The organism is Haloferax sp. DFSO60 (assembly GCF_046557615.1).
In the GTDB taxonomy this organism is placed as follows: Archaea; Halobacteriota; Halobacteria; order Halobacteriales; family Haloferacaceae; genus Haloferax.
Genome location: NZ_JBKIII010000001.1, coordinates 639288 through 664128, shown reverse-complemented (window position 1 = coordinate 664128; position 24841 = coordinate 639288). Strand labels below are relative to the sequence as shown.

Annotated in this window: 28 protein-coding genes; 10 read left to right on the top strand and 18 right to left on the bottom strand. The window is 61.9% G+C overall.

The genetic code is table 11. The features are described from left to right. Positions 1-243: 243 nt before the first annotated feature. A complete protein-coding gene (gene purB / locus ACK509_RS03495; protein WP_410765109.1) occupies positions 244-1629 on the bottom strand; it encodes an adenylosuccinate lyase in 1386 nt (461 codons plus the stop codon). A 189-nt stretch (positions 1630-1818) separates the two neighbouring features. On the opposite strand from purB, the gene purH reads away from it, so the two are divergent. The 6 genes from purH (at position 1819) to ACK509_RS03465 (ending at position 8048) form a co-directional block, all read left to right on the top strand. Continuing rightward, positions 1819-3396: a bifunctional phosphoribosylaminoimidazolecarboxamide formyltransferase/IMP cyclohydrolase gene (gene purH, locus ACK509_RS03490; protein ID WP_410765108.1), complete on the top strand. Its 1578-nt coding sequence runs from the start codon at positions 1819-1821 to the stop codon at positions 3394-3396. 266 nt (positions 3397-3662) lie between these two features. Continuing rightward, on the top strand, positions 3663-4091 hold the full coding sequence (locus ACK509_RS03485; protein ID WP_410765107.1) for a universal stress protein: 429 nt from the start codon (positions 3663-3665) through the stop codon (positions 4089-4091). A gap of 63 nt (positions 4092-4154) precedes the next feature. Next, complete coding sequence (gene folP / locus ACK509_RS03480; protein WP_410765106.1) at positions 4155-6596, top strand: dihydropteroate synthase; 2442 nt, start codon at positions 4155-4157, stop codon at positions 6594-6596. Between the two features lie 41 nt (positions 6597-6637). Beyond that, on the top strand, positions 6638-6847 hold the full coding sequence (locus ACK509_RS03475; protein WP_410765105.1) for a hypothetical protein: 210 nt from the start codon (positions 6638-6640) through the stop codon (positions 6845-6847). Positions 6848-6916: 69 nt separating this feature from the next. Further along, entirely contained in the window at positions 6917-7669 is a 753-nt protein-coding gene (locus ACK509_RS03470; protein ID WP_410765104.1) for an NRDE family protein, read from the top strand. A 25-nt stretch (positions 7670-7694) separates the two neighbouring features. After that, positions 7695-8048 (top strand): helix-turn-helix transcriptional regulator, encoded by a 354-nt coding sequence (locus ACK509_RS03465; protein ID WP_410765103.1) that lies wholly within the window; start codon positions 7695-7697, stop codon positions 8046-8048. 121 nt (positions 8049-8169) lie between these two features. On the opposite strand, the gene psmA is transcribed toward ACK509_RS03465, so the two are convergent. The 11 genes from psmA to dapA are packed head-to-tail and all read right to left on the bottom strand — an operon-like array spanning position 8170 to position 17080. Further along, on the bottom strand, positions 8170-8928 hold the full coding sequence (gene psmA / locus ACK509_RS03460; protein ID WP_410765102.1) for an archaeal proteasome endopeptidase complex subunit alpha: 759 nt from the start codon (positions 8926-8928) through the stop codon (positions 8170-8172). 5 nt (positions 8929-8933) lie between these two features. Continuing rightward, on the bottom strand, positions 8934-9413 hold the full coding sequence (locus ACK509_RS03455; RefSeq protein WP_410765101.1) for an Rpp14/Pop5 family protein: 480 nt from the start codon (positions 9411-9413) through the stop codon (positions 8934-8936). Beyond that, positions 9414-10028, bottom strand: a complete 615-nt coding sequence (locus ACK509_RS03450; RefSeq protein WP_410765099.1) for a class I SAM-dependent methyltransferase — start codon at positions 10026-10028, stop codon at positions 9414-9416. Beyond that, the gene (locus tag ACK509_RS03445; protein WP_410765098.1) at positions 10012-10707 is read right to left on the bottom strand and encodes an RNase P subunit p30 family protein; all 696 of its coding nucleotides are present in this window, start codon (positions 10705-10707) and stop codon (positions 10012-10014) included. The genes ACK509_RS03450 and ACK509_RS03445 overlap by 17 nt, the downstream gene beginning before the upstream one ends. A 48-nt stretch (positions 10708-10755) precedes the next feature. Further along, positions 10756-11292, bottom strand: coding sequence for a BGTF surface domain-containing protein (locus ACK509_RS03440; protein WP_410765097.1), 537 nt, complete (start codon positions 11290-11292; stop codon positions 10756-10758). Positions 11293-11342: 50 nt separating this feature from the next. Further along, a complete protein-coding gene (locus ACK509_RS03435) occupies positions 11343-12440 on the bottom strand; it encodes a M20 family metallopeptidase (protein WP_410765096.1) in 1098 nt (365 codons plus the stop codon). Continuing rightward, positions 12437-13303 carry a diaminopimelate epimerase gene (gene dapF / locus ACK509_RS03430; protein ID WP_410765095.1) on the bottom strand — a complete coding sequence of 289 codons (867 nt, stop codon included), beginning with the start codon at positions 13301-13303 and terminating at the stop codon, positions 12437-12439. The genes ACK509_RS03435 and dapF overlap by 4 nt, the downstream gene beginning before the upstream one ends. 18 nt (positions 13304-13321) lie before the next feature. Beyond that, complete coding sequence (lysA, locus tag ACK509_RS03425) at positions 13322-14569, bottom strand: diaminopimelate decarboxylase (RefSeq protein ID WP_410765094.1); 1248 nt, start codon at positions 14567-14569, stop codon at positions 13322-13324. Next, positions 14566-15408: a 2,3,4,5-tetrahydropyridine-2,6-dicarboxylate N-succinyltransferase gene (locus ACK509_RS03420; RefSeq protein ID WP_410765093.1), complete on the bottom strand. Its 843-nt coding sequence runs from the start codon at positions 15406-15408 to the stop codon at positions 14566-14568. Before ACK509_RS03420 ends, lysA begins: the two co-directional genes overlap by 4 nt. After that, positions 15405-16166 (bottom strand): 4-hydroxy-tetrahydrodipicolinate reductase, encoded by a 762-nt coding sequence (gene dapB, locus ACK509_RS03415; protein ID WP_410765092.1) that lies wholly within the window; start codon positions 16164-16166, stop codon positions 15405-15407. Before dapB ends, ACK509_RS03420 begins: the two co-directional genes overlap by 4 nt. After that, on the bottom strand, positions 16163-17080 hold the full coding sequence (gene dapA, locus ACK509_RS03410; protein ID WP_410765091.1) for a 4-hydroxy-tetrahydrodipicolinate synthase: 918 nt from the start codon (positions 17078-17080) through the stop codon (positions 16163-16165). Before dapA ends, dapB begins: the two co-directional genes overlap by 4 nt. 305 nt (positions 17081-17385) lie before the next feature. Between dapA and ACK509_RS03405 the strand changes: the two genes are divergently transcribed. Beyond that, positions 17386-17883: an NYN domain-containing protein gene (locus ACK509_RS03405; protein WP_410765090.1), complete on the top strand. Its 498-nt coding sequence runs from the start codon at positions 17386-17388 to the stop codon at positions 17881-17883. On the opposite strand, the gene ACK509_RS03400 is transcribed toward ACK509_RS03405, so the two are convergent. Then, positions 17884-18777: a hypothetical protein gene (locus ACK509_RS03400; RefSeq protein ID WP_410765089.1), complete on the bottom strand. Its 894-nt coding sequence runs from the start codon at positions 18775-18777 to the stop codon at positions 17884-17886. Between the two features lie 45 nt (positions 18778-18822). Beyond that, a complete protein-coding gene (locus ACK509_RS03395; protein WP_410765088.1) occupies positions 18823-18990 on the bottom strand; it encodes a hypothetical protein in 168 nt (55 codons plus the stop codon). A gap of 119 nt (positions 18991-19109) precedes the next feature. Here ACK509_RS03395 and ACK509_RS03390 point away from each other — a divergent pair, with 119 nt between their 5' ends. Continuing rightward, positions 19110-19589: a PUA domain-containing protein gene (locus ACK509_RS03390; protein ID WP_410765087.1), complete on the top strand. Its 480-nt coding sequence runs from the start codon at positions 19110-19112 to the stop codon at positions 19587-19589. A 16-nt stretch (positions 19590-19605) separates the two neighbouring features. Here ACK509_RS03390 and ACK509_RS03385 read toward each other — a convergent pair whose 3' ends face one another. The 4 genes from ACK509_RS03385 to ACK509_RS03370 form a co-directional block, all read right to left on the bottom strand. Then, positions 19606-20577, bottom strand: a complete 972-nt coding sequence (locus ACK509_RS03385; RefSeq protein ID WP_410765086.1) for a presenilin family intramembrane aspartyl protease PSH — start codon at positions 20575-20577, stop codon at positions 19606-19608. Positions 20578-20618: 41 nt separating this feature from the next. Continuing rightward, on the bottom strand, positions 20619-20843 hold the full coding sequence (locus ACK509_RS03380) for an H/ACA ribonucleoprotein complex subunit GAR1 (RefSeq protein ID WP_410765085.1): 225 nt from the start codon (positions 20841-20843) through the stop codon (positions 20619-20621). After that, a complete protein-coding gene (gene srp19 / locus ACK509_RS03375) occupies positions 20843-21121 on the bottom strand; it encodes a signal recognition particle subunit SRP19 (RefSeq protein ID WP_410765084.1) in 279 nt (92 codons plus the stop codon). The genes ACK509_RS03380 and srp19 overlap by 1 nt, the downstream gene beginning before the upstream one ends. A gap of 75 nt (positions 21122-21196) precedes the next feature. Continuing rightward, positions 21197-22300 (bottom strand): PGF-CTERM-anchored ABC transporter substrate-binding protein, encoded by a 1104-nt coding sequence (locus tag ACK509_RS03370; protein WP_410765083.1) that lies wholly within the window; start codon positions 22298-22300, stop codon positions 21197-21199. A gap of 60 nt (positions 22301-22360) precedes the next feature. Between ACK509_RS03370 and btuC the strand changes: the two genes are divergently transcribed. Beyond that, positions 22361-23455, top strand: a complete 1095-nt coding sequence (gene btuC, locus ACK509_RS03365; protein ID WP_410765082.1) for a vitamin B12 ABC transporter permease BtuC — start codon at positions 22361-22363, stop codon at positions 23453-23455. Then, entirely contained in the window at positions 23452-24789 is a 1338-nt protein-coding gene (locus ACK509_RS03360) for an ATP-binding cassette domain-containing protein (protein ID WP_410765081.1), read from the top strand. The genes btuC and ACK509_RS03360 overlap by 4 nt, the downstream gene beginning before the upstream one ends. The last annotated feature ends 52 nt before the right edge of the window (positions 24790-24841 follow it).

Sequence of the window (24841 nt, the reverse complement as noted above, 5' to 3'; positions counted from 1 at the left end):
GACGAGTAAATAATTTGACTACGGTGAGCGCCACGCGTCTGCATGACCAGCCCATGACGCACCGCCTCGTGCGGAACACCAGTCCAGCCCGATTGTACGCGTTCACCGACCCGTGCCCAATCACCCACGGCTGACATTCCACCGTGCCTGTCAGCCTCCGGGTGATGCCCCATAACACTCTTCAGCCGCTGCTTCTGACTCACTGAATGTCGAAAAACCGAATTGGAATGTGACGTGTGCGTTTTAGAGGTCGCCGACGAGTTCGTCTGCGAGTCCGACGTACGTCGCGGGCGTCAACGCGAGTAATTCTTCGCGCGTCTCGTCGTCCACGTCGAGTTCTTCGAACAGGTCGTAGAAGTCTTCGAGCGTGACTTCACGACCACGGGTGAGTTTCTTGACTCGTTCGTACGCCTGCGTGTCGCCCTCACGCCGGAGAATCGTCTGGACTGCCTCGCCGATAATCGCGGGCATGTTGTCCAGTTCTTCGCGCATGACGTGTTCGTTCGGGACGATTTTCCCGAGGCCCTTCTGCGTCTTTCCGTAGCCGATGAGACAGTGCGCGAACGCCGCACCGATGTTGCGCTTGACAGTGGAGTCCGAGAGGTCGCGCTGGAGGCGCGAGGTCGTCACGTAGTCTGCGAGGAAGGTGAGGTCTGAGTTCGCCTTCGACAAGTTCCCTTCGGAGTTCTCGAAGTCGATGGGGTTGACCTTGTGCGGCATCGTCGAAGAGCCAGTTTCGCCTTCGACGGCCTCTTGGCCGAGATATTTGTCCGAAATGTAGAGCCACATGTCGAGGTCGAGGTCGATGATGACGTTGTTGACGCCGCGGAAGGCGTCGAACAGGGCGGCAAAGTCGTCACACGGGTTGACCTGCGTCGCCAATGCGGTGTGGTCGAGACCGAGTGACGTGACGAACTCACGCGAGAAGGTTCGCCAGTCAACGTTCGGATAGGCGGCGACGTGGGCGGCGTAGGTTCCGGATGCGCCTGCGAGTTTTCCAGAGAGTGAGTCGGCGGCCGCTTCGACGCGAGCGAGCGTGCGCCCGAGACGCGACGCGTAGACAGCGAGTTCCTTGCCGAACGTCGTCGGCGTCGCGGGTTGACCGTGGGTTCGCGCGAGCATCGGAATGTCTCGATACTCCTGTGCGAGTTCGACGAGTTCGTCGCGCATCGCCCGGAGTTCGGGGACGAGAACGTCCTCGACCGCTCCCTTGACCATCAGACGGTGCGAGAGGTTGTTCACGTCCTCGGAGGTGAGTCCGAAGTGAATCCACGGGTGAACTGACTCCGGCGTCTCTGTCCTGATAAAGTACTCCACTGCTTTCACGTCGTGATTCGTCGCGGTGTACCCTTCCGCACCTTCGACTTCGAGGCGCTTGACGAGGTCGGCGTCCTCGGCGTCGAAGCTCTCGTACAGGTCTCGAAGGTCGGCGCGTTCGTCGTCCGAGAAGGAAACCGGGGTTACATCGAGGTCAGCCAGCGCGAGCAGATACTCGACTTCGACCTGCACGCGAGCGCACATGAGCGCGGCCTCACTCACGTGCGGCGACAGCGGCGCAGTTCGAGAGGCGTATCGCCCGTCCAGCGGTGACACCGCATAGAGCGGATTATTTCGGTCAACGGTGGTCATGGCTGAGTGCTCTCGGTCACATGGGTTAAACGCCGGGGGTTCGGCTTCGAGACCGAGCGATTTTTATGCACGATTGTGCTTCTAAATGCCCCAAATTCGATTATCGAATCCAGTAAATGAACACAATCGAGTATAGTTTGGCCTCCGAGGACCGCAACCACTTTGAGGAATGCCGCACGCTCACTGAATATGGTCATCATCGCCGGTCTCGCGAGCAACCGTGGACGAAACCTGCGCAACATCGCCGACCGCGCCCCCGGCGGGGCGGAACTCGGCGTCGTCGTCTCGAACAAGCCCGACGCACCTGTACTCGAAGCCGCTGAAGAGCGTGGTATCCCGACAGTCGTCGTCGAACGCGGCGACGACGAATCCCGAGAATCCCACGAAGAGCGCATCCTCGATGCCCTCTCGGAGTACGACTTCGACATCGTGTGTCTCGACGGCTACATGCGCGTTCTCACCTCGACGTTCCTCGACGGCGCGCCGACGACGCTCAACGTCCACCCGTCGCTCCTGCCCGCCTTCCCCGGCATGGACGCCCACGAGCAAGTTCTCGACGCCGGTGTGAAGACCACCGGTTGTACGGTCCACGTCGTCAACGAGGAAGTTGACGCTGGCCCAATCGTGACACAGGAAGCCGTCCCCGTCTACGAAGGGGACGACGCCGACGCCCTCAAGTCGCGCGTCCTCTACGACGCCGAATTCAAAGCCTACCCGCGTGCAGTCCGCTGGTTCGCAGAAGACCGCGTGACGGTCGAAGACGAGAAGGTCTCCATCGAAGGTGACGAAGACGCCGGTCTTCCATCTCGGCGCGTCGTCTCCGAAGACCGCTACGACACGCTTCGCTACGGCGAGAACCCACACCAGGACGCCGCGGTCTACATCGACGAGACCTGCGACGAGGCATCCGTCGTCGGCGCACCACAACTCAATCAAGGTGCGAAAGCCCTCTCCTACAACAACTACAACGACGCCGACGGCGCGCTGAATTTGATTAAGGAGTTCGACGAACCTGCCGCCGCGGTCATCAAGCACACCAACCCCGCAGGCTGTGCGACCGCCGACACCCTCGCCGACGCCTACGCCGACGCGCTCGCAACGGACCCGATGAGCGCCTTCGGTGGCATCGTCGCTCTCAACCGCGAGTGCGACGCCGAGACGGCCGAACTCATCATCGACTCGTTCAAGGAAGTCGTCGTCGCGCCGGGCTACACCGACGACGCCCTCGACGTACTCACCGAGAAGAAGAACCTTCGCGTACTGGATGTGGGCGAACTCGGCGAGCGCACCGAGACCTACACCGAGAAGTCCCTCGTCGGTGGCCGACTCGTCCAAGAGCGCGACACGTGGGTGCCCACGATGGACGACCTCGAAATCGTCACCGAGACCGAACCCACAGAAGAACAACTCGAATCCATGCTCTTCGCGTGGAAGGTCCTCAAGCACGTCAAATCCAACGGCATCCTGTTCGCCAAAGGAACTGAAACCGTGGGCGTCGGCATGGGTCAGGTCTCCCGCGTCGATGCCGTTCACCTCGCCGCGATGAAAGCCGAAGAACACGCAGAAGGAAAAGGCCCAGAGGGCGCAGTCATGGCCTCTGACGCGTTCTTCCCGTTCCCGGACGGTGTCGAGAAAGCCGCAGATGCGGGCATCGAAGCCGTCATCCAACCCGGTGGGTCCGTCAACGACGACAAGGTCATCGAGGCCTGCAACGAGCGCGGGATTGCGATGGTGATGACCGGACAAAGGTGCTTTAGGCACGACTGAGCGAAGCGAAGGAGAGCCTAAAGCTCGAAGCGCTCCCGTAGGGAGTGATTCGGTGCTTCCGGCATGACTGAATGGAATGAAGGAAAGCCGGAAGTCAGTGAGATGAACGAAGTGAGTTTCACGCGATTTCAGACACGACTGAAGGACTGAAGGAGTGTCTGAAGTTCGAAACACGACTGACGCTCTAACATTCTTCTTTTCGGTTCATTCTCAAACTCGCAGAACTGCCACAGAGCTTCAAGTGTTAACGAGTCGAAACTACGTCCATGTACGAGCACATACTCGTCCCGACTGATGGAAGCCCCGGCACGATGAACGCGCTCGCTCACGCCCAGGAAATCGCCGGACCTGACTCGACGATTCACGCGCTGTCGGTCATCGACCAGCGCATCTACCTCGCGGCCGGTGGCGACCAGCAGGACGCAGTCATCCAATTCCTGCGAGAGGACGCCATCGACGCAGTAGACGACGTCGTCGATGAGATGCCTCGAACGATGGCCACGACAGAGGCAATCCGCGAGGGCGTCCCGCACCGCGTCATCCTCGAATACGCCGACGAACACGATATCGACGTCATCGTGATGGGAACGCACGGGCGCACGGGGCGCGACCAACTCGCGGCGCTCGGGAGCGTCACAGAGCGGGTAGTCGAAAACGCACGCTGTCCGGTACTCGTCGTTCACATCGACCAGTAATTTCGGTGACGGACGGCGGGGTCGGAGCGTTAGGCCTAAGCCGTCCCTGCGGGTTTTTCGCGTATGGAGTACCACGAGGCGGTGAACTTCCTCTTCGACCTCCGGCGCTTCAAAATCAAGCCCGGAACCGAGTCGATTCAGCGGTTGCTGTCGTTCCTCGATGACCCTCACGAGGGCGTCTCATTCGTTCAAATCGCTGGGTCGAACGGAAAAGGAAGTACTGCCCGAATGCTCGAATCTATCCTCCGTGAAAGCGGGCGGAACGTCGGTCTCTACACTTCTCCACACTTCGATGACGTGCGCGAACGGGTCCGCGTCGATGGGCGGAAGATTCCCGAATCCGCGCTCTGTGAGTTTGTCGCCGAAGCCAAGCCATATCTCGTCAAGCGCGCGGCCGACGGCGACCCAATCACCTTCTTCGAGGCGATGACTGCCCTCGCTATCTGGTATTTCGCCGACGCAGACGTTGATGTTGCCGTCCTCGAAGTCGGCATGGGCGGCGAGTTGGACGCGACGAGCGTCGTCGAGCCCGTTGCGAGCGCGGTGACGAACGTCTCGCTCGAACACACCGCCGTTCTCGGCGACACTATCGAAGAAATCGCCCGGACGAAAGCCGCCGTCGCGCCGAAAGATGCCCCCCTCGTGACGGGGGCAACCGGTGAAGCTCTCGACGTCATCCATGTGGAAGTCGGCGACGTCCGAACCGTCGGCGAGGCCGGAACCGACGCGGACGTGCAAGCAGAGTACGAAGGCCGCGTCTCGCACCAAGAGGGTTCGATTGCGCTCGATATCGACGGTGACCACCTCGACGTTCGCGTGCCGGTTCTCGGTCGATACCAAGCACAGAACGCTGGAATCGCCGTCGCACTCGCTCGCCAGTTCGCATCCGATATCGACACCGAAGCGATTCGCCGAGGGCTACGAAAGGCCTACTGGCCAGGTCGGTTCGAAGTCATGTCCACCGACCCGCTCGTCGTCCTCGACGGCGCGCACAACCCCGGCGCGTTCGCCGAACTCGCAACCGTTCTCGCAGATTTCGACTACGAGAACCTGCACCTCGTCTACGGCGCGATGCACGACAAAGACCACCGCGAGATGGTCGCCGAACTCCCCGACGTTGCGTCGGTCGTGACCTGCCAAGCCGATATCTCGCGGGCGGAGTCACCCGAAATCCTCACCGAAGTGTTCGAAGATGCGGGCATTCCCGACGTGACGGCCGAACACGCCGTTTCGACGGCGCTCAAACGGGCACGCGAACACGCCGGACCGAACGATTGTGTACTCGTCTCCGGGTCGCTCTACTGCGTTGCAGAGGCGCGGACGACGTGGACGCGCGCGCTTGTGCCGAAGGTGCATCGAACACTCGAGGAGGCGACAGCGACGCTCGAACAGGCACACGTCGATGCCGAGACGCTCGAATCCACCCGTGAGTCCGGCGTCCATCGCGTCATTAGCACGCGCGTCCAGCAGCGACAGGCACACCTCGTCAGAGAGGATATGCTCGCCGTCGGCGGCGAGTGTGCCATCTCCGGGGCCACGTCGGCAGGCGAACTCATCGACGTGGTGTTGATGGGAACCATCTCGCAGTTTGCCCACCTCGTGGACCGACTCGGTGACCGCCCGCACGGCCTTCCCGAACTCGCCGACGACCTCTGTGCGCAACTCGGCTTCGACACCGACGAGGACCACGGCTATCCGTGGGACGACGGCACGTCGGTGATGGGAATTCTGAACATCACCCCGGATAGTTTCCACGACGGTGGCGACTTCTACGACATCGAGGCCGCGGTCGAACAGGCACGGGCGATGGTCGATGCGGGCGTCGATATCATCGACGTTGGTGGCGAGAGTACCCGCCCCGGCGCGGAGGAAGTGCCAGTCGATGAAGAGATTCGCCGCGTCGCTCCCGTCATCGAAGCCATCGCCGACCTCGACGTACTCATCTCGGTCGATACGCGAAAGGCAGCCGTTGCGGAGGCTGCGCTCGACGCGGGCGCAGATATCCTGAACGACGTGACCGGTCTCGAAGACCCCGAGATGCGATTCCTCGCCGCTGAACGCGACGCCCCAATTATCGTCATGCACAGCATCGACGCGCCGGTCGTCCCAGAACACGAAATCGACTACGACGACGTGGTCGAGGACATCATCGACGAACTCGCAGATACCGTGTTATTGGCCGAGAAAGCGGGCGTCCCACGGCGAAACATCATCGTTGACCCCGGCATCGGCTTCGGAAAGTCGAAAGTCGAGAACTTCGAACTCCTCGGCCGAGCGGACGAGTTCCGTGCACTTGGCTGTCCGATTCTCATCGGCCACTCGCACAAGTCGATGTTCTCGCTCGTCGGCGAAGAGACGGGCGACAACCTCGCGGCGACGATTGCAGGAACGACCATCGCCGCCGACCGCGGGGCAGATATCGTTCGCGTCCACGACGTGCCCGAGAACGTCGCGGCGGTCAACGTCGCGCTCGCGTCGCAGGACCCGAGTCGATTCGAAGAGTAGGTGACCCGAACACTCTTTTCGCCCGCGAAAGTCACCCGAGTATGTCCCTCCTCTCGTACGTACTCCCGATACAATACCCTGGATTCGTCGCCATTCTCGTCCCACTCGCACTGGTAGTATTGTTGGTCGGTGGCCTCGCCCTTCGATCTGTTTTCGACTGGTTTTCGGTGACCGACGACTCGCAGGTCGAAGACCTCGAACAGCGCGTCGATGAGCTAGAATCGGTCGTCGAGGAGCGTTCTAACGAGTAATCGAGAGAATAGTAGACCGGTCCCACCGGGAGACAGACGTTTTTCCGCTCACGGTCCCTATCGCCACGCGTGTGTACACTCATCCTCGCGTGGCAAGTGTTCGAAGACGCGCCAGTCGTCGTCGCTGCCAACCGCGACGAACTCCTCGAGCGACCCGCAGAATCACCGCAGCGCTGGACTGACGGTGAGGGTCCAGCAATCGTCGCTCCCCGCGACTCGCAAGCGGGCGGCACGTGGGTCGGCTACAACGACGAGGGTGTCTTCGTCGGCATCACGAACCGCTGGGTCGAAGTCGAAGGCGGTGGCGAGCGTTCCCGTGGCCACCTCGTCCGCGACGCGCTTCGGCACGAGACTGCCGAAGATGCCGCCCGATTCGTCGAGCGGAGCGTCCGTGACCACACCTACGACGGATTCAATCTCGTCGTCGCCGACGAGAACGCCGCGCTGATGTTCGAGTGGGATGGCGTCCTCTCGGTGCGGAACTTCGACCCCGGCGTCCACGTCGTCGTCAACGTCGGGACGCCCGATTCGTGGTTCGTTCCCGCAGAACGACCAGAAGTGGGAGAACAGCAAGCCGAGAACGCTCGGCGCGTCTGGGAGGCCTTACAAGTCGAGCCCGGCGAGTCGATGCAGTCGTGGCGCGAACGGGCGACATCGGTCCTCGGCGACCACGACTTCGGCGTCTGCGTCCACGACCCCGAAGAGCGATTCGGGACGCGTTCGTCGTCCGTAATCACGCTCGGGACGACCGAATTCGAGTACGAATTTGCCAATGGCCCGCCGTGTGAGACTGTCTTCGAACCGGTCGAACGTCAGCATTAAATCGCTCGCCCGACGTGTACGTATTATGAGTGTGAGCGAAGCCGAATCTGACCTTTCTTCCGATGAGTACGCAGGGCTTGAACTCATCCGCGAGACGGGCGGCATCCACCAGAGTGACTTTTGGAAAGAACTGGACATCTCCTCCCGCAAGGGAAGCCGCATCGCTGACGTGTTGGAATCGGTCGAACTTATCAAGCGAACCCAGACGGTCTACAACGGCCACACCACCTACTATCTCGAACCCACCGCGCGCGACCTCGAGTTCGCGATGCTGATGGCTGGCGACATGCTCTCACCCTTCATCGGTGAAGAAGAGATCAACCCGAACAGTAACGCGTTCTCGCAGTGGTTGATGAACCTCGCCTACGAAGGCTACTGAACGCGCTCGCAGTCTTTTCACACGTTTCGATTGGTTCGAGAGACCCATCGCTCGGTGTCTCAGCGTGCAAGTCGAAAAGCAGCCGCTCAGCACGTAGTCGAAAACAAAACCGCGAAACGAATTATTCGTCTGCGGGTTCGTCTTCCTCGGAAGCCAGCAGGTCGTTGGCTTCGAGGTGCGTCTCGATTTCGTCGTTCGACAGTTGCACGAAGCGCTCGGTCTCGGTCGAGACGGAGGCAACGTCGATGCCGTCGGGGGCGATGCCGTCTTCACTGGTGGAGGCGACCGCTTCCAGTGCGAGTTCGATGCCCTCTTCGAGGGTCAGGTCGTCGCGGTAGTTCTCTTCGAGGTACTCCTGAAGGTCACCGCGCTCGGCACCGATGGAGACTGCTTTCCACTCGTAAGGCGTCCCCGAGGGGTCGGTCTCGTAGAGGCGTGGCGTGCCGTTTTCGACGCCGCCGATGAGGAGGGCGACACCGAATGGGCGTGCGCCACCGACCTGCGTGTACTGCTGGATGTGGTCGGTGACTTCCTTCGTGAGCGTCTCGATGCCAATCGGCTCGCCGTAGCGCAGGCGGTTGACCTGCGACTGGCGACGGGCGAAGTCGATGAGTTGGCGAGCGTCGGCGACGTGACCGGCGCTTGCGATGCCGATGTGGTCGTCGGTTTTGTGAATCTTTTCGACGCTGGTCGGTTCCATCAGTGGCGAACGAGACCGCTTGTCTGCCGCGAGGACGACTCCTTCAGGTGTTCGAACACCGATGCTCGCGGTGCCGCGTCGGACGGCTTCACGAGCGTATTCGACCTGATAGAGACGGCCATCCGGCGAGAAGATGGTAATCCCGCGGTCGTACGCCTGCTGTTGTGCTTGTCCCTGCATGAATATCACTCGAAATCGAGTTGCGTCGCGCCCGTGAACCCGTCAGAACCCGCTATGTCCAAGAGTGAGTCGCGGACAAAGGCGGTTCGTGGTTCGTTCTCGAACACGACGTTTCTCTCCCTCGAAAATCCGGTCCGGTCGTGTAAATACCTTTCCGAACAGGCACGCACTGTCCCGGAGACGCCTCTCACTCTGATACCAACCGGGTCGTCCTGAATGTCGTCGATGCAAGCGAGTGCTGCGCGTGCCGCCTCGACGTGGCCGCGACGAGCGCGAACAATTGTCTGGGCGATGCCATCTTCGAAGTCGAATCCGAGAACGGTCAAGTCGGCGTCTGCGCTCCCCGAGTCGCCGAAGAGGTTCTGTGCGGCGTACCACAACTCGCGCTGGAACGGCCCGCGTGAGAGGGTCGCATCGGGCCACGCCTCGATTTCGACGGCGAGGTATCGCCACCGTGGTCGGAGGTGCTTTGGCAGGTGTTTCATCTATTCGAGTGGGACTCGTTCGGCCACTAGAACGCCAACTTGGTCGTGGACGGTTTCGACGGCGGTGAGGACGAATCCGGCATCCGTGAGTGCATCGGCGAGGAATCCGACGGTCGATGGGAGGTCAACCTCTGGCGAGTAGAACGGTTCGTCGGGGTCGGGCGTCCCGAAGAACATCACGTCGCCGAGGACGAACCGCTTCGGTTGCAAGTCAGCGATGACCTGAATCGCCTCGCGTTTTTCTTCGTCTCCGAGGTGGTGCATGGCGAAGTTGGAGACGACGATATCGACGTTCTCGTCCACGCTCGGGTCGCGGAAGCGTCCCTCACCGAACTCGACGTTGTCGAGGCCGACTTCGTCGGCTTTGCGCTGGGCCTCTGCCAACATGCCCTCGCTGATATCGCGGCCGATGACGCGCTTGGCATCGCCAGCGAGAGCGAGTGCAATCGCGCCGGTTCCCGTCCCGAGGTCGAGGACCACATCGTCCGAGGAGGGGTTGGCGTAGTGGACGACGAGCGACGCACAGGCCTTGTACTCCTCGGAGTCTTGGGACTCGTCGTACTGCGAGGCAATCTTCGAGAAGCGGGCGGCGTGTTCCTCAATCGTCTTCTTCATACTGACCTCGTTTGACGCCGGGCGCAATGAACGACTCGGACGCTCGCTCGCGGTTGCGGGCGGTCAATCGCCCCCACTCTCGTAACCCATCCATCACCTGCTCGCGGTCGAATCCGATGACCTCCCCGAGTGCGGCCAGTTCGCGCGGTGTGCGAAGTTGGAGATGTGAGCGTGCGCCCGCGCTGACGACGTACGGTGCATCGTAGTACATCACGAGTTCGCGGAGTTTTCGCAGATTCGAGAGCGCCTGTACTCGTGTTCCGCCCTCCGACCGAAGCACAGGTCCGAAGTCGAACTCGACACGGACACCGTGGTCGCGGGCGGCTTTGGCGAGTACGTGGTTGAAATCGCCGTTCTCACGCATCGGTTGTGAGAGTACATCGACGCGAGATTGTTCGACCGCAAACCGATTCAGCGCGTTCGTCCCGCCACGGAGGATAACGAGTTCACGCTGTGGGCGATAGTTCCCGACCGCACCACTCGCGTGTTCGGGGTCTTTTGCCTGAATCTCGACCGCATCGACGAGGTCCGTTTCGAGGTGGTCTCGCAGGCGGTCGTACTCTGGGTGCGCATCGACGGCGCGAATCACGATTCCGTCGTAGCCGTACCGGTCGGCGGCGCGGGCGAAGCGACTGGCCGTACTCTCGCCGTCCGGGTGGGCGTAGACCGCCTCGTACATACGCGACGATTGCGGGGGTGGAAAAAGGGCGTTGCGTTCTGTCGGCCGTCAGTGACGCACGAGCAGTGCGGTCACGAGTAGGGCGAGTAGCCCCGCGACGAGGCCGAAGCCGGGGACTTCGATGCCAGTCGACGGGGAGTCTGTCGTGGTCGTCTTCGTCGTCGTCTCGGTCGTGTCGGCCACGTCAGGTGTCAGCGTCGAATCGGCGGGCATATTGTTCGTCACGAGCGTCGCGTTCGTCGCATAGAGACGCGATTCGTTGTGGCGAATCGCAACTGTCACTGGTCCGCCACGGAGGGGAGCTAACTCAGTGAGGTCGAACTGCACGTCGAAACTCCCGTTGGTTCCGACGCTCACCGACTTCGACATGAGAAACGGATGTGTTTCGCCGCTCGACATGACACGGACGTTGATTACCGTTCCTTTCTCGAACGTTGTGGTTCCGCGGACGTGCTGTCCGGCAGTTGCGTCGAGTACGAACTGCTCACCTTCGTAGTTGATGTTGAACCCACTAGCAGCACCCCCAACTCCAGAGATGAATACGAGGAACGCGAGACCAACATAGAGAACTCGGGGAGTACGCATCTGCCAAAACTTCTATGCTATCGAACAAGAACGTTTTGATTGTCAGACATTTAGCTGACGAGGGATGCGACCGCTTCCGAGAGCGCGTTTGCGGCCATTCGAACGTCGGCAGTCGTCACGTACTCGCGTTCGGCGTGGGCGACTGCGCCCTCGTCGTCGGCGAGGTCGCCCGGACCGAAGACGACCACGGGGGCGTGTGCAAAGTAGGATGCTTCGGTCGCCGCAGTAAACGGACGAACTGCTCCGGACCCCCCTGCCCCACGTGACGCATCCGAGAGCGTCGAAACGAGTTCGTGGTCCGGGTCGGTGGCGAAGGCTTCGAGGAACGGCGTCGGGCGCTCGGTCAGGTTGAACTCGACGCAAACCTCCTCGGAAACGGCCTCGCGGAGCTGTGATTCGAGCGAGTTTCGGAAGCCGTCAGCGGTCTCTGGCGGCACACTTCGGCGGTCAACCACGAGGTTACACGACGCTGGAACCTGATTCGAGTTCTCACCGCCATCGACCATCGTCGCCGTCAGACTGGCCGCCCCGAGGTCCGGATGTTCGTCGCGCCCGTCGTCGAACTGGTCGATTACGGACAGCACCGGCGCGAGCGCGTCGATAGCGTTGGCCCCCGACTGCGGTTCGGCGGCGTGAGCCGCGACACCCGAGAGCGAAATAGTCCCCTCGAATCGTCCCTTGGCGGCGGTACACACGTCGAGGCCGGTCGGTTCGCCGACGATGTACATGTCGCCTTCGACGTCGAGCGCGTCCGCGCCGAGCGAGAGAAGTTCTTCGTCGGGGGTAATCGCCAATGTCACCCGCGCATCGTCAGCGGGTTCGACGGCGAAGAAGGCAGAAAGCAATGCCGCAAGTGGCCCCTTCGCGTCGCACGACCCGCGTCCGTGGATGATACCTGATTCGCGCTCGTACGGCACGTGTGGCGACACCGTGTCGATGTGCGTGTTGAGTACGAGGTGCGTCTCTGGGTCGGCCGAACCTTTCGAGGCAAGCGTGTTGCCCGCGTCGTCTACGCGCGCGTCGATACCCTGTGCCTCGATTGTCGAGACCAGTAGGTCACGCATCTCGCTCACGTCTTCGTTGGACGCGACCGGAACGGCCCGTTCGAGGAAGTCGATGGGGTCGAACCCCGACCCCGTGCCGCTCATCGTTCGCGGAAGACGGTGTCCGCTTCACCTGCGCCCTCGCGGACTGCCGGGCCGCCGAGGAGTGCCGAGCCCTCGTCGGGAACCGTCACCGAGAGGTTGCCACCCGGTGGGGAGACACGTACTGGGTCGTCACCTTCGACGAGTCCGACGCGCTTTGCGGCGGCGACGACGGCGACTGCGCCCGTACCACACGACCGGGTCTCACCTTCGACGCCGCGCTCGAAGGTTCGCTGGTCGAATCCGCCGTCTCCGTCGGGCGATGCGAGCGTCACGTTCGCGCCCTCGGGGAAGATTGGTGCGTGGCGAACCGCCGGTGCGACGGCTTCGAGGTCTACGTCGTCAACGTCATCGACGAACGAGACGGCGTGCGGGACGCCGGTGTTGACCGCGGTGACAGTGAGCCCTTCGACGTCGGTTTCGACGAGGGGTTCCCCGCTATCGACTGGAACGTCTCGGGGGTCGAACATCGGTGCGCCCATCTCGACGGTCACGTCGTCGTCTTCGATGAGGGCACGTCGGGTGCCCGCCGGGGTGTCTATCATAATCTGGTCCGACCCGGTTCGCTCGGCGGCCCACGCGGCGGCCACGCGAGCGCCGTTGCCGCACATGGCGGCGACAGAGCCGTCGGGTTGGACGAGGGTCATGACGACTCGCGGTGGGTCGTAGCGGTCTTCTAAGGCGAGAAAGAGGACGCCGTCTGCGCCGACTCGCTCGCTTTCTTTCAGTACGATGCCGCCGTCTCGGTCGCAGTGTGCCCGTGCGAAGGCCGGTCGGTCCGGGACGGGGTCGTCTGCATCGACGACGAAGAAGTCGTTTCCAGTGCCGTGGAACTTTTCGAATGGTACGGTGTTTAGTACGCTCATGATTCTGTGTGTGCTTGGTCAGTTGGGGATGTGTTCAGATGCGGTTCGTTCGAGTGTGGTGATGTCCTCGAGGGTCTCTGCGCGACGGGCAACGCGTGGGCCGTCGTCGTCGAGGACGACTTCGGCGGGGCGTGGCCGTGAGTTGTAGGTGCTTGCCATCTCGTAGCCGTAGGCCCCGGCGTTGCCGAACGCGAGAACGTCGCCCCGTTCGGGGCGAGCGAGTGGTCGGTCGTCTGCGAGTACGTCGCTCGTCTCACAGACGGGTCCCGCGATGATAGTCGATACCACCTCGGCGTCGGGCCGAGAGAGGTTCGACACCGCGTGGTACGCGTCGTACATCGCTGGTCGGAGCAGAGTCGTCATACCAGCGTCAGTGCCGACGACGGTCGTCTCGGGAACGTCCTTCACGGTGTTCACTTCGGAGAGAAGAACACCCGCGTCGGCGACGACGTACCGGCCCGGTTCGATTGCGAGGTCGGCTTCGGTCTCGCCGAGTGCCTCACGGGTGGCGTCGGCGACCGCTTCGAGGTCGAGTGGTGGCTCGTCTTCGCGGTAGGGAACACCGAACCCGCCGCCCACGTCCACGAATTCGAGGCCCGGAATCGACCGTTCGAGGTCACCCATTCGACGCACCAGTTCGCGGTGAGCCGAGAGGTCGTCGCCCGAGATTCCACTGCCCGCGTGGGCGTGGACGCCGACGAGTTCGACTTCGTCGCGGACGGACTCTGCGATGTCGGGAACGCGGTCGATTGGGATACCGAACTTGGCGTGCGCGCCGGTCTGGACCTTCTCGTGGTGGCCTGCACCGACACCGGGATTCGCGCGGAGACAGAGGCGGCCATCGAAGCCACGTTCTTGGAGTCGGTCGATGGTGTCCTCTGCGCCGACTGTAATCGTCAGGTCAGGGTTCGATTCCCAGTAGGAGACGACGATATCGAGGTCTTCGCTCGGTGGGTTGACTGCGGTGTAGCGGACGCGATTTCCTTCGAATCCGGCGTCGAAGGCGCGGACGAGTTCGCCCGCAGAAGCGCACTCTGCATCGAGTCCTGCTTCACCGACGGTTTCGAGGACGGCCTGTCCGGTGTGGGCTTTGACCGCGTAGCTGATGTGCGCTTCAGGGAACGCGTCTCGAAGGCGCTGGCAGTTCTCTTCGACGCGTTGGAGGTCGGTGACGTACAGCGGTGCGCCGAACTCGTCGGCGAGCGATAACAGTTGCTCGCGGTCCCAGTCGGCGAGTCGCCGTACTGCCGGACCTCCCGCGCTCATTCGCGGAGTGCCTCCTCTCGACGGGTCGCATCGAGCGTGTCGTCCTCGATGTCGAGTGCGACGACGGCGGGTTTGTACGCGCCACTTTCGAACATCTCGTGGTCACCGAGCGACGACTCCACGAAGCGAGTGAACGCGCGACGGTTCGCTGGCAGGTGCCCATAGTAGATTTCCTCGTCAACGAGGTCGTAGACCGGGATTCGCGGGGTGAGAAGCGTGTTTTCGCCAACGATAGAGTTCTCGCCGACGCGGAATCCCGAGGTGACACGACAGCCAGCACCGAGTGCCGCGCCGTCTTCGATGACGACGGGGGCGTCTTCGACGGGTTCGAGAACGCCGCCGATGAGGGTGTTTGCGCCGAGCTTGACGTCCGCGCCGATTTGGGCACAGGAGCCAACGGTGTCACAGGAATCGACGAGCGTGCCGTCGCCGATGTATGCGCCGATGTTGACGAACGAGGGGCTCATCATAATGCAGTCAGAGCCGAGGTAGGCTCCGCGTCGGATTGCGGTTCCATCGGGTGTGTTGCGCGTCCCGCGCTCACCAAGGTCAGCGGTGTCGCGGAGAGGAAGCACGTCGTGGTAGCGAACGTCGCCGTACTCGCGGGCGAGCGTCTCGCGCAGGCCGAAGTTGAGGAGGATTCCTTGCTTGACCCACTCGTTGGCTTCCCACGAGGTCACATCTGACCCGGTCTTCTCTGCCGCGCGCACCTCGCCCGCTTCAAGGGCGTCGAGGAACGCATCGAGCGTGTCGAGTTCGTCAACAGTCGCCGATGCGGCGTCGATTTCGTCGTTCTGATACTGCTGCCATAGGCCTTCTACGTCTGATTGTAAGCTCATTCGAGTACCTCCGTGAAGTCGTACCAGCCAGCGTCGCGGCCCGAGAGCCACGCCCCGGCGTCGAGTGCCCCGGCGGCGAAGACGCCGCGTGACCCGGCACGGTGTGTGAGTGATAGTGACTCGTGGTTTCCAGCCAGTAATACCTCGTGTTCACCGGCAATATCCCCGGCCCGTCTGGCGTGTACTCCTATCTCGCCGTCACTTCGTGGGGCTTCTCCCTCGCGGCCGTGGACGCGCTCGGCGTCGCCGCGAACGTCGTCTATGTCTTCTAAAATCGTGAGTGCCGTTCCGCTGGGGGCATCGCGCTTGGCGTTGTGGTGCGTTTCGGTCAGTTCGATGTCGTAGCCATCGAGTGCGGGAACTGCCTCGCGGACTGCCCGTCGAAGTGCGGCAATCCCCCGCGAGAAGTTCGACGCGTAGAGGACTGGCACGTCCTCGGCGAGCGATTCGAGCGCGTCGAACTGCTCGTCGGACAGGCCGGTCGTACCCGTAACGAACGCAACGCCTGCTTCGGCACAGGCGCTCGCGTATTCGAGACACGAGTCGGGTCCGGTGAAGTCGATAGTCACGTCGGGTTCGTTTTCGGTGAGGAGTTCGGGCAGGTCGGCGGTCGATTCGACGGCGACGCCTTCGACTTCCGCCCCCGGCGAGCGACTGACAGCGAGGACGACTTCGACGTCGTCACGCTCGCTCGCGGCAGCGAGTACTTCGCCACCCATTCGGCCAGTAGCCCCGGTGACTGCGATGCGGACCGTCACTCGTCGAGTCCTCCGTCTGCGAGTGCCTCGGCGGAGGCGAGGCCGTCGAGAATCGATTCGAGTTCGCCAACGTGTTCTTCGCTCAAGCGTGTGAGCGGTGGACGCATCGTTGCCGGACCGTAGCCGCGAATCTCCATCGCTTCCTTGACCGGAATCGGGTTCGTCTCGATGAAGAGTTGGCGGCACAGCGGTGCGAGGTCGTGGTGAATCTCTCGGGCGCGTTCGTAGTCACCTTGCAGAGCCGAGTGAATCACCGCCCCCGTACGTGCGGGTTCGATATTCGCGGCGACAGAGATTGCGCCGACGCCGCCGACCGAGATAATCGGGAGGTTGAGTCCATCGTCGCCCGAGAGGACGGCGAAGTCCTCGTCTCGGGTGTATTCGACGACCTGCGAGATTTGTCCCACGTCGCCGCTGGCGGCCTTGTAGCCTGCGATGTTCGGGTGTTCGGCGAGCGTGGCGACCGTCTCGGGGAGGATGTTGCTTCCCGTTCGGCTGGGGACGTTGTAGACGATTTGCGGGACGTCTACCTCGTCGGCGAGCGTTTCGTAGTGGTCGATGATACCCGACTGTTCGGGCTTGTTGTAGTACGGAGAAATGAGAAGGAGTGCGTCGGCGCCAGCGTCTGCGGAGCGTTGTGAGAGTTCGAGTGCTTCGCGGGTCGAATTCGACCCGGACCCGGCGATTACCGGAATCTCTTCGACGGCTTCGACGACGGCTTCGACGACTTCGATGTGTTCGTCGTGGGTGAGCGTCGCGGACTCACCAGTCGAGCCGACGGGAACGAGGCCATCGACACCTGCTGCTTCGAGGCGTCGAACGTCGGACTGGAGTGTTTCGAAGTCGATACTGCCGTCTTCGTGGAACGGCGTTGTCATCGCGGGGAAGACCCCACGGAGGTCGATTGATGTCATGGGTGGTGTTGGTGTGATGTGTGGTGTTCGTCGATTTGACGACTGCGCGCTGTGAGTTCAGAATCCACCCGAGACGGGGTCGCTACCCCCGCAACGAGCGATCAAGGAGCGCGTTTTTTCAAAAAAGGACGCGTCGCTGTCGACCGTGTGGGTGTGACGGGCGGCCGAACAGCAATGTTCACACTGGCAACGAGTACCTCGGAACATGATATAGTTTACGTCCTTCACATCACCTGCCGTCTCTCGAGTCGGTTTCACTCGGTTTACCGACGGATATTAGCGTCGTGCGTGTGTGTGGTCCACAGATGACCGAGATTCACCAAGATCAGCGTGTCGCTATCTTAGCCGACGCGCAGAATCTCTACCATACGGCACAGAGTATCTACTCCCGAAATATCGATTATTCGTCACTCCTCGAAAAAGGGGCCGCAGAGCGCGCACTGACGCGGGCGATTGCCTACGTCATCCGCGCGGACTCTCCAGACGAAGAGCGATTTTTCGATGCACTCGTCGATATCGGTTTTGAGACGAAGATTAAGGACATCAAGACGTTCGGTGACGGTTCGAAGAAAGCCGACTGGGACCTCGGAATCGCCCTCGACGCGGTGAGTCTCGCCAACCACGTCGATACCATCGTCCTCTGTTCGGGCGACGGTGACTTCGAACGACTGTGTTCGCACCTCCGACACGAGGGCGTCCGCGTCGAAGTGATGTCGTTCAGAGAATCCACCGCAGACGAACTCGTCGAAGCGTCGGACGCGTTCATCGACCTTTCGGAGCGAAAAGAGACGTTCTTGTTGTAGTTATTCGAACTCCGGAATCACGTCGTCGCCTTCGATGTCGGGGCCAACATTCGGCGCTGCGTGTGCCTGGTAGAAACTGACAGCGTACGTGGAGACGAATGCAGTGAGAAGCATCGTCAGCGCCAGCGAGATAGCCGACAGCGAGAGGACTTCGACCAGCGAAAGGCCGAGACCTGCGGCAGCGTTCGGCATCGCACCACCGGCGGCCTGTGCAGATTGTACGTCTTGGATGTTCTGGAAGGTTCGGAAGATAACGAATCCAGTCACGGGGGCAGTGACGATGGCACCGGCAATGAACGTGATAATCCAGTAGCCTATGGCGGGGAGGATGTTCGCACGCACGAGACGATAACTGTCACCGAAGGCTTCGATTGCTCCGGCGTCGTCCACGACGACTGCGACGGGGAAGAACTGGATGACGAACTGGATGATAAAGAAGACCAGAGCGAGCAGTGCCACGACGACGAGCGCGATAATCGCGCCGGTACCGAGGGCGAAGTCGCCACCACCGGCGAGTGCGCCGATACCGATTGTCGCTACTGCGGCGACGGCGACGATACCGAATACGATGATAAACGCGAGGTAGATGCCGAAGTTGACGAGGTTCGCCAGCAACAGCGGGACGTACTTCTCACGACCGACGGCGGTGAACGTCGAAAACGACGTCTGTTGATTCGAGAGCGATTCCTGTGCCATCCCGTAGATTCCGGCGGCAACGAAGGGCATGATGAAGAACGTCAGGATTTGCAATCCTGTCGGAACGAGCGGAATCCCTGCTAACTGGGTGGCGAATTGTGGGAGCGTTACCAATCCGGAGATGAGACCCCCGAAGAATATCACGGGGTTCCGCCGGAGGGCAGAGAGGGCTGTAAAGAGGGAACTGATAGCTGCCATACCCCGAATGTGTTGTTGTCGCTATATGTAATTTGGCAAGAACTCTCAGCTCGCTTGTGAAGATGCTCGGAAGACGGCCGCGACGGCCCCAACTGAGGCGAGCGCGGCGAGAACGACGGGCAATCGCCCGTCGATGGAGGTCTGCACCAGAATCGCGCTACTCACGAGAAGCAGCGCGGTTCCGAGTGCAGCGAGACGCATATCGGCAGTCATTACCGGAAAACCGTCTCTCCCAGACTTATGACTTTCCGTTGTATCTGAGTGTGTGATATAATCTCAACCCCTCGTTCAGGACCGCGACCCACTTTAGCCGGTAGTTGATACACTGGGGTATGACCAACACTGACGCCACTGACCTCGCCGACCTTCGCGTGGTCGCCGACTACCAATTCGGGAAAGGCACAGGCGATGCGCTCTTTCCGCCAGATAGCGAAATCGAACTCTCACGCTCTCGAAGTGGTCGCCCGCGACAGGTCTACGTCGAAGGCGAGCGCGTGACCTCCTACGGCACCGACGGCCGATTCACCCTCGGTATCGCCGGTGGCCGACAACTCGTCGAGAGACTCGACGAACCAGTCTATCGTGTCCACGTCGGCGACGAGTCGATTCCGTTCGTCAGCGACGGGAAGAACGCGTTCGCCAAGTTCGTGACCGACGTCAGCCCAGACGTTCGCCCCGGCGACGAAGTGGTCATCGTCGGCCCCGACTCGGAACTCCTCGGTGTCGGCCGCGCGGAACTCTCTGCGGACGCGATGCTCGACTTCGAGACGGGGATGGCGGTTCGCGTCCGTGAGGGTGCGAACGACGAGTAGAGAGAAAAGACGAATTCTACAGATACGGTGCGAGTCCGAGCGCCGCCACGATTGGCACGCCCGAAATAATCGACCCAACGAGATAGCCGCCGATTGCGCCACCGTTGAGGAGCGGCAGACCAGCGTGTGCGCGACCCTTCATCACGGCCCACATGAGTGCGCCGAGGCCGAGGAACGTCCCGACCATGGCGAGCAGTGCGGGCAGGTTGAGCGCGGGAAGCGACGCGATTCCGAGGGACGCGGCGGGCGAGAAGAACGCGGCAGATGCGACCATCACCGTCGGCATCACGGCGTCGCCGAGGCCGATAAAGAAGGCGTCGCGGTCGGCGGGGTCTTTCTCCTCACTCTCGGCGTCGTCACGTTCGCCTTCTTCTTCGTCGCCGATGTCGTTCGCGTCCTTCGAGAAGTCCTCGTCCAGAAGGGAGTACGAGAGCGTCGTCGGAATGACGAGGACGACGGGGATGCGAAGGTCCATGACGCCCTCGGCGAGGTCGAGCATGTGCTTGGTCTTGTAGACGCTGATGGCGTCGTAGACGGCGAGAATCGAGAGCAGGACGAGTGCTGGAAGGAGGCCAAAACTGATGCCAAACAGTCCGGCCGCGCCAGCGCCCATGAGCGCGCCAGCAACGTCGATGACGTACCACTCGGGATAGACCAAGAGTGCGAGCGCGACGGCACCTGAGAGGGCGATTGCCGCGAGCGTGTTGGGGAGAATGGCGGCGAAGACGTACCACGCGAGGACACCGCTGGTGAAGACGATGAGCAGTCGAATCAACTGGTCGAGGTCGTACTTGAACGCGGCGAGCATGAACGCGGTCATGCCGATAATCGCCCCGATGTAGAGGAGGCTATTCGTCGGGTCCGTGGGGTCTTCGACGGTCTGGTACCCCTGTTCGAAGAACGTCGGAACGAGAGCGAGTGCGCCGACTTGGACGACGAGGAAGATGAGGGCGATGAGGGCAACACCTCGATAGGCGCGACGTGTCATGTGCGGGGCTTTCGACCCGAGGGCTATGGGGATTGCGCTTGTTATCGGGCGTAGAGTTTCGTCCCGACGAGGCGGGCGGGCGTGCCGTCAGTCGGCGTAATCGCTACGTAGGGGCGCTCGACCGGCCCGAACACGTCCACGACTCGTCCGACAGTCGAGAGCGATTCGTCGATGACCATCGTACCGATATCCGGGTGCGTTTCGTCGTCGAGACGGACGATTGCGAGTCCTTGTGCCGTCCGTGAGACGGTGCCAATGCGTTGCATCAGTCCCGCAGGATGCCGACGTAGGCGGCGACTGCCTGTACGATGTCGTTCTTCGTCGCGTCGTCGGAGTTATTCACGAGTACGCGCCCACGAGTTTCGAACTCGCGGGAGTAGCGCTTGTCGCGCTCGATAACCGCATCGTAGCCAACTTGCTTGACGGCTTTCGCAATCTCGTCCACGGTCGGTTCTTCGACCGCGAGGTCCGCTGCAACCCGTCGGCCCTCGCTGCGCGAGCATTCGGCATCGAGGTACGCGGGGTAGATGACGTTCTCGACCATGCGTGTGTTTCGGCAACCCGACGGTAATACGGTTGTGGTCTGTGCGACCGACGCGAAGAAAAATCGAGCGGCTGGTTATTGACGGCGGGCGAGGAATGCGACTGCCGCGAGCGCGACGAGGGAAACAACGAGACCGAATCCGGGTGCCGCCCCCTCGGTCGTCTCCGACGCGTCAGTCGTCGGCATCGATTCTGTGGTCTGTTCGTCGGTCATCGTCTCGGCTTCAGTCGTTGCATCGCTCGTCGTCTCTGACTCGTTCTGCAACTGCTGATATCGCTCGTATGCGTCGGGGTGGACTGCTTCCAGAATCGCCTCGGAGGCGTCGATTGCGCGCGGAGCGGGTTGCTGGAGGTTGTTCGCATCAACGACGATGACGTTGCCTTCCTGAATCGCCGTCGTGCTGTTGTAGGCCGGGCCGCTCGGAATCGGTGCGTGCGATGGGACGACGATGTACTCGGGGTCCATCGTCACGACGAGTTCCTCGTTAATTTGGCCGAAGCCGGTGATATTGGCTTCTGCCGCGCCGTTTCGGAGTCCGGCGTTCGTCATCACTTCGGAGATGAACGTCCCGCTGCCGGAGGTGTAGCCGAAGAAGGCGTTGAGACCGACCGGTTGCTCCACACCTTCGAGTGCGCGCTCCATGTTCGCAATCGAGGTTCGCATCTCGTCGGCACGTTCGGCACCGGCCTCACAGTTGCCGGTGATGTTGCCGACGCGTTCGACTTTGTCCGCGACGCCCGTGAGAGAGTCACCGGATTCGAAGACGGCGACGGTCAAACCTGCACCACGGAGTTGCTGAATCTTGTCGGGTTCGGTGACGTACGTCGTGTTCGGAACGAGTACGAGGTCCGGTTCGAGTCCGATGACTGCTTCGACGTTCACACCGCCCGACCCGGAGACGTTCGTCTTCTTGCTCGCGCCGTCGAGGTACAGCGCGTACTGTGAGAGGCCGACGACTTCGTCCTGCGCGCCAATCTCCCACATCGTCTGGGCGGCGCTCGGGTTCGTCGTCACGATGCGTTCGGGGTCTTCACTAATCGTGACTTCAGTTCCCGTGGCGTCGGTAAACGTCATCGGGAACGTACACTGGTCTGCCTGTGCTGTTGCCGCGACTGGCATCGGTGCGGCAGAGAGTATCACTGTGGCGGCGAGGAGGACTGCCACAAATCGTTTGAACATACCTGTCGCCTCCACGCTAGTTCAATAAATATTTACCTAATGAAAGCGCGGTTGTGTTCGATGAACATACGGACGCGAGCGGTGACGTGGACAGCCGGTTTGACGGCGCTTTTAGCCGCTGTAGTCGTGGTAAGTGCCGGAATCGGCCACGTCGCTATCCCGCCGCGCACCGTCGCCGCGATACTGCTCGATGCACTCGTCGTCCCCGTCGGCGTCTCGCTTCGCGGCGCAATCGTCTTCCCCCTCCTCGGCCCTGTTCCGGCCCCGAGCATCGAGTACACGTCTGTCTTCGCCGCGACGGTTCCAGACTCGTCGCGGATTATCGTCTCGTCTGTGCGCCTTCCTCGTATCCTCCTCGCCGCGCTCGTTGGAGTCGCTCTCGCAACCGCAGGCGTCGTCATGCAGGGCTTTTTCAGAAATCCGATGGCCGACCCCTCTATCGTCGGCGTCTCTTCGGGCGCGGCCGTCGGCGCGGTTGCGACGATTGCCCTCTCGATATCCTTCCCGTTCGGCCTGCAAGGTGCGGCGTTCGCGTCGGCTATCGTGACCGCATTCGTCGTCTATTCGCTCGCAACCGAAGGTGGCAGAACGCCGGTTGCGACGCTTCTTCTCGCTGGCGTCGCGGTCCAGACCTTCCTTGGTGCGGTCATCTCGTTCATGCTCCTGCAAGCGGGCGAAAGTCTCAGACAGGTCGTCTTTTGGCTCATGGGTCACCTCTCGGGGGCGACGTGGGACGAAGTGGGCTTGCTGGTACTCGTGTTGCCGCTTCCGCTCTTCGTTCTCCTCGTCCACGCACGCGACTTGAACGTCCTCCTCCTCGGCGAAGAAGACGCGCACGCGCTCGGCATCGAAGTCGAACGAACCAAGCGACTCCTCCTTGCAACCGCCAGTCTCGTCACCGCCGCGGCAGTCGCCGTCTCGGGGGTGATTGGCTTCGTCGGTCTGGTCGTCCCGCACATCCTCCGGCTCATCGTCGGCCCAGACCATCGAATTCTCCTCCCGACCTCGGCCCTCGCGGGTGCGTCGTTCCTCGTCATCACCGACACCATCGCACGGTCGGGGGCCGCCGAAATCCCCGTTGGCGTCGTCACGGCGGCACTCGGCGCGCCCTTCTTCCTCTATCTGCTCCGGACGCGGGAGGTACGCTCGCCATGAGTGACCACGAAGGGCCGTTCGATGCGCCTGCGGCAATCGAACTCGACGATGTTGCCGTCTCGCTCGGCGGCCACGATATCCTCGATGGCATCTCGCTGTCTATCGACGAGGGAACCTTCGTCGGCCTCATCGGCCCGAACGGCGCGGGAAAGACGACCCTTCTCAGAACACTCAACGGCGCGCTCTCCCCGGCTCGTGGGTCGGTCACCATCGCCGGACAGAACATCCACACGCTCTCTTCGAAAGCGACCAGTCGAGTGGTCGCAACCGTGCCGCAGACGACCGAAGTCACCTTCGACTTCCCGGTGCGCGAAGTCGTCAAAATGGGCCGCACACCGCATCGAGGCCGGTTCGATGGCTGGTCGGACGCCGACGAGAACGCAGTCGAATCGGCGCTGGACCGAACTGCGGTCTCACGACTCGCCGAACGCCCAATCAACGAAGTCAGCGGTGGTGAGCGCCAGCGTGCCCTCATCGCTCGCGCACTCGCACAGGAGACGCCCGTTCTCCTCCTCGACGAACCGACCGCCAGCCTCGACATCAACCACCAGGTCCGAACGCTCGAACTCGTCACTGACCTCGTTGGCGACGGAACGACTGCGATAGCCGCGATTCACGACCTGAACCTCGCGGCGCACTACTGCGACGTGTTGGTCCTCCTCTCGGGTGGCGAAGTTCTCTCCGCGGGCGACCCCGCAACTGTCCTCACCGAATCGAACCTTCGGTCGGCTTTCGATGCCGAAGCAATCGTCTCGCGCCACCCAGTGACCGGGTCGGTGTACGTCACCGCCCTTCCCGACCCGACGACCGAAGGAAGCGGTCGGGTTCACGTCATCGGTGGCGGCGGAACCGCAGCACGAACACTGCACGTCCTCTCGGCGGCAGGCTATGGCCTCTCTGCGGGCGCGCTCAACGAAGGTGATACGGACACCGAAGCGGCGCGGCGCGTCGGTGCCGACCTCGTAACCGTCCCACCGTATGCACCCGTCGATGACGCCGCACAGAGCGCGGTTCGCTCGCAAATCGACGCCGCAGACGTGTGTGTCGTCGCCGACGTCGAAGTTGGCGACGGGAACCTCTCGAACCTCAAAGCCGCGCTGTCGGCCGACCGTCTGGTTCTCGTCGAAGAACGACCATTCTCGGAGCGAAACTACGCGGGCGACGACGGTGCCGCGGTCTACAACCGTCTCCGCGAGCGAGGGACTGTCGTCCAACCGAGTAACGTACTCTCTGTCGTCGGCGAACTCGCCTGCGAATCGCTCGGCGAGCAGTCAACACAGGCGACAGATGGTGGTTCTGCCGACGAGAGTCCGAATTCCTCATCCTCCGTCTAACCGGTTTCTGAGCCAGTTATACACGCCATACCAATGCCGAGTAAACACGTTG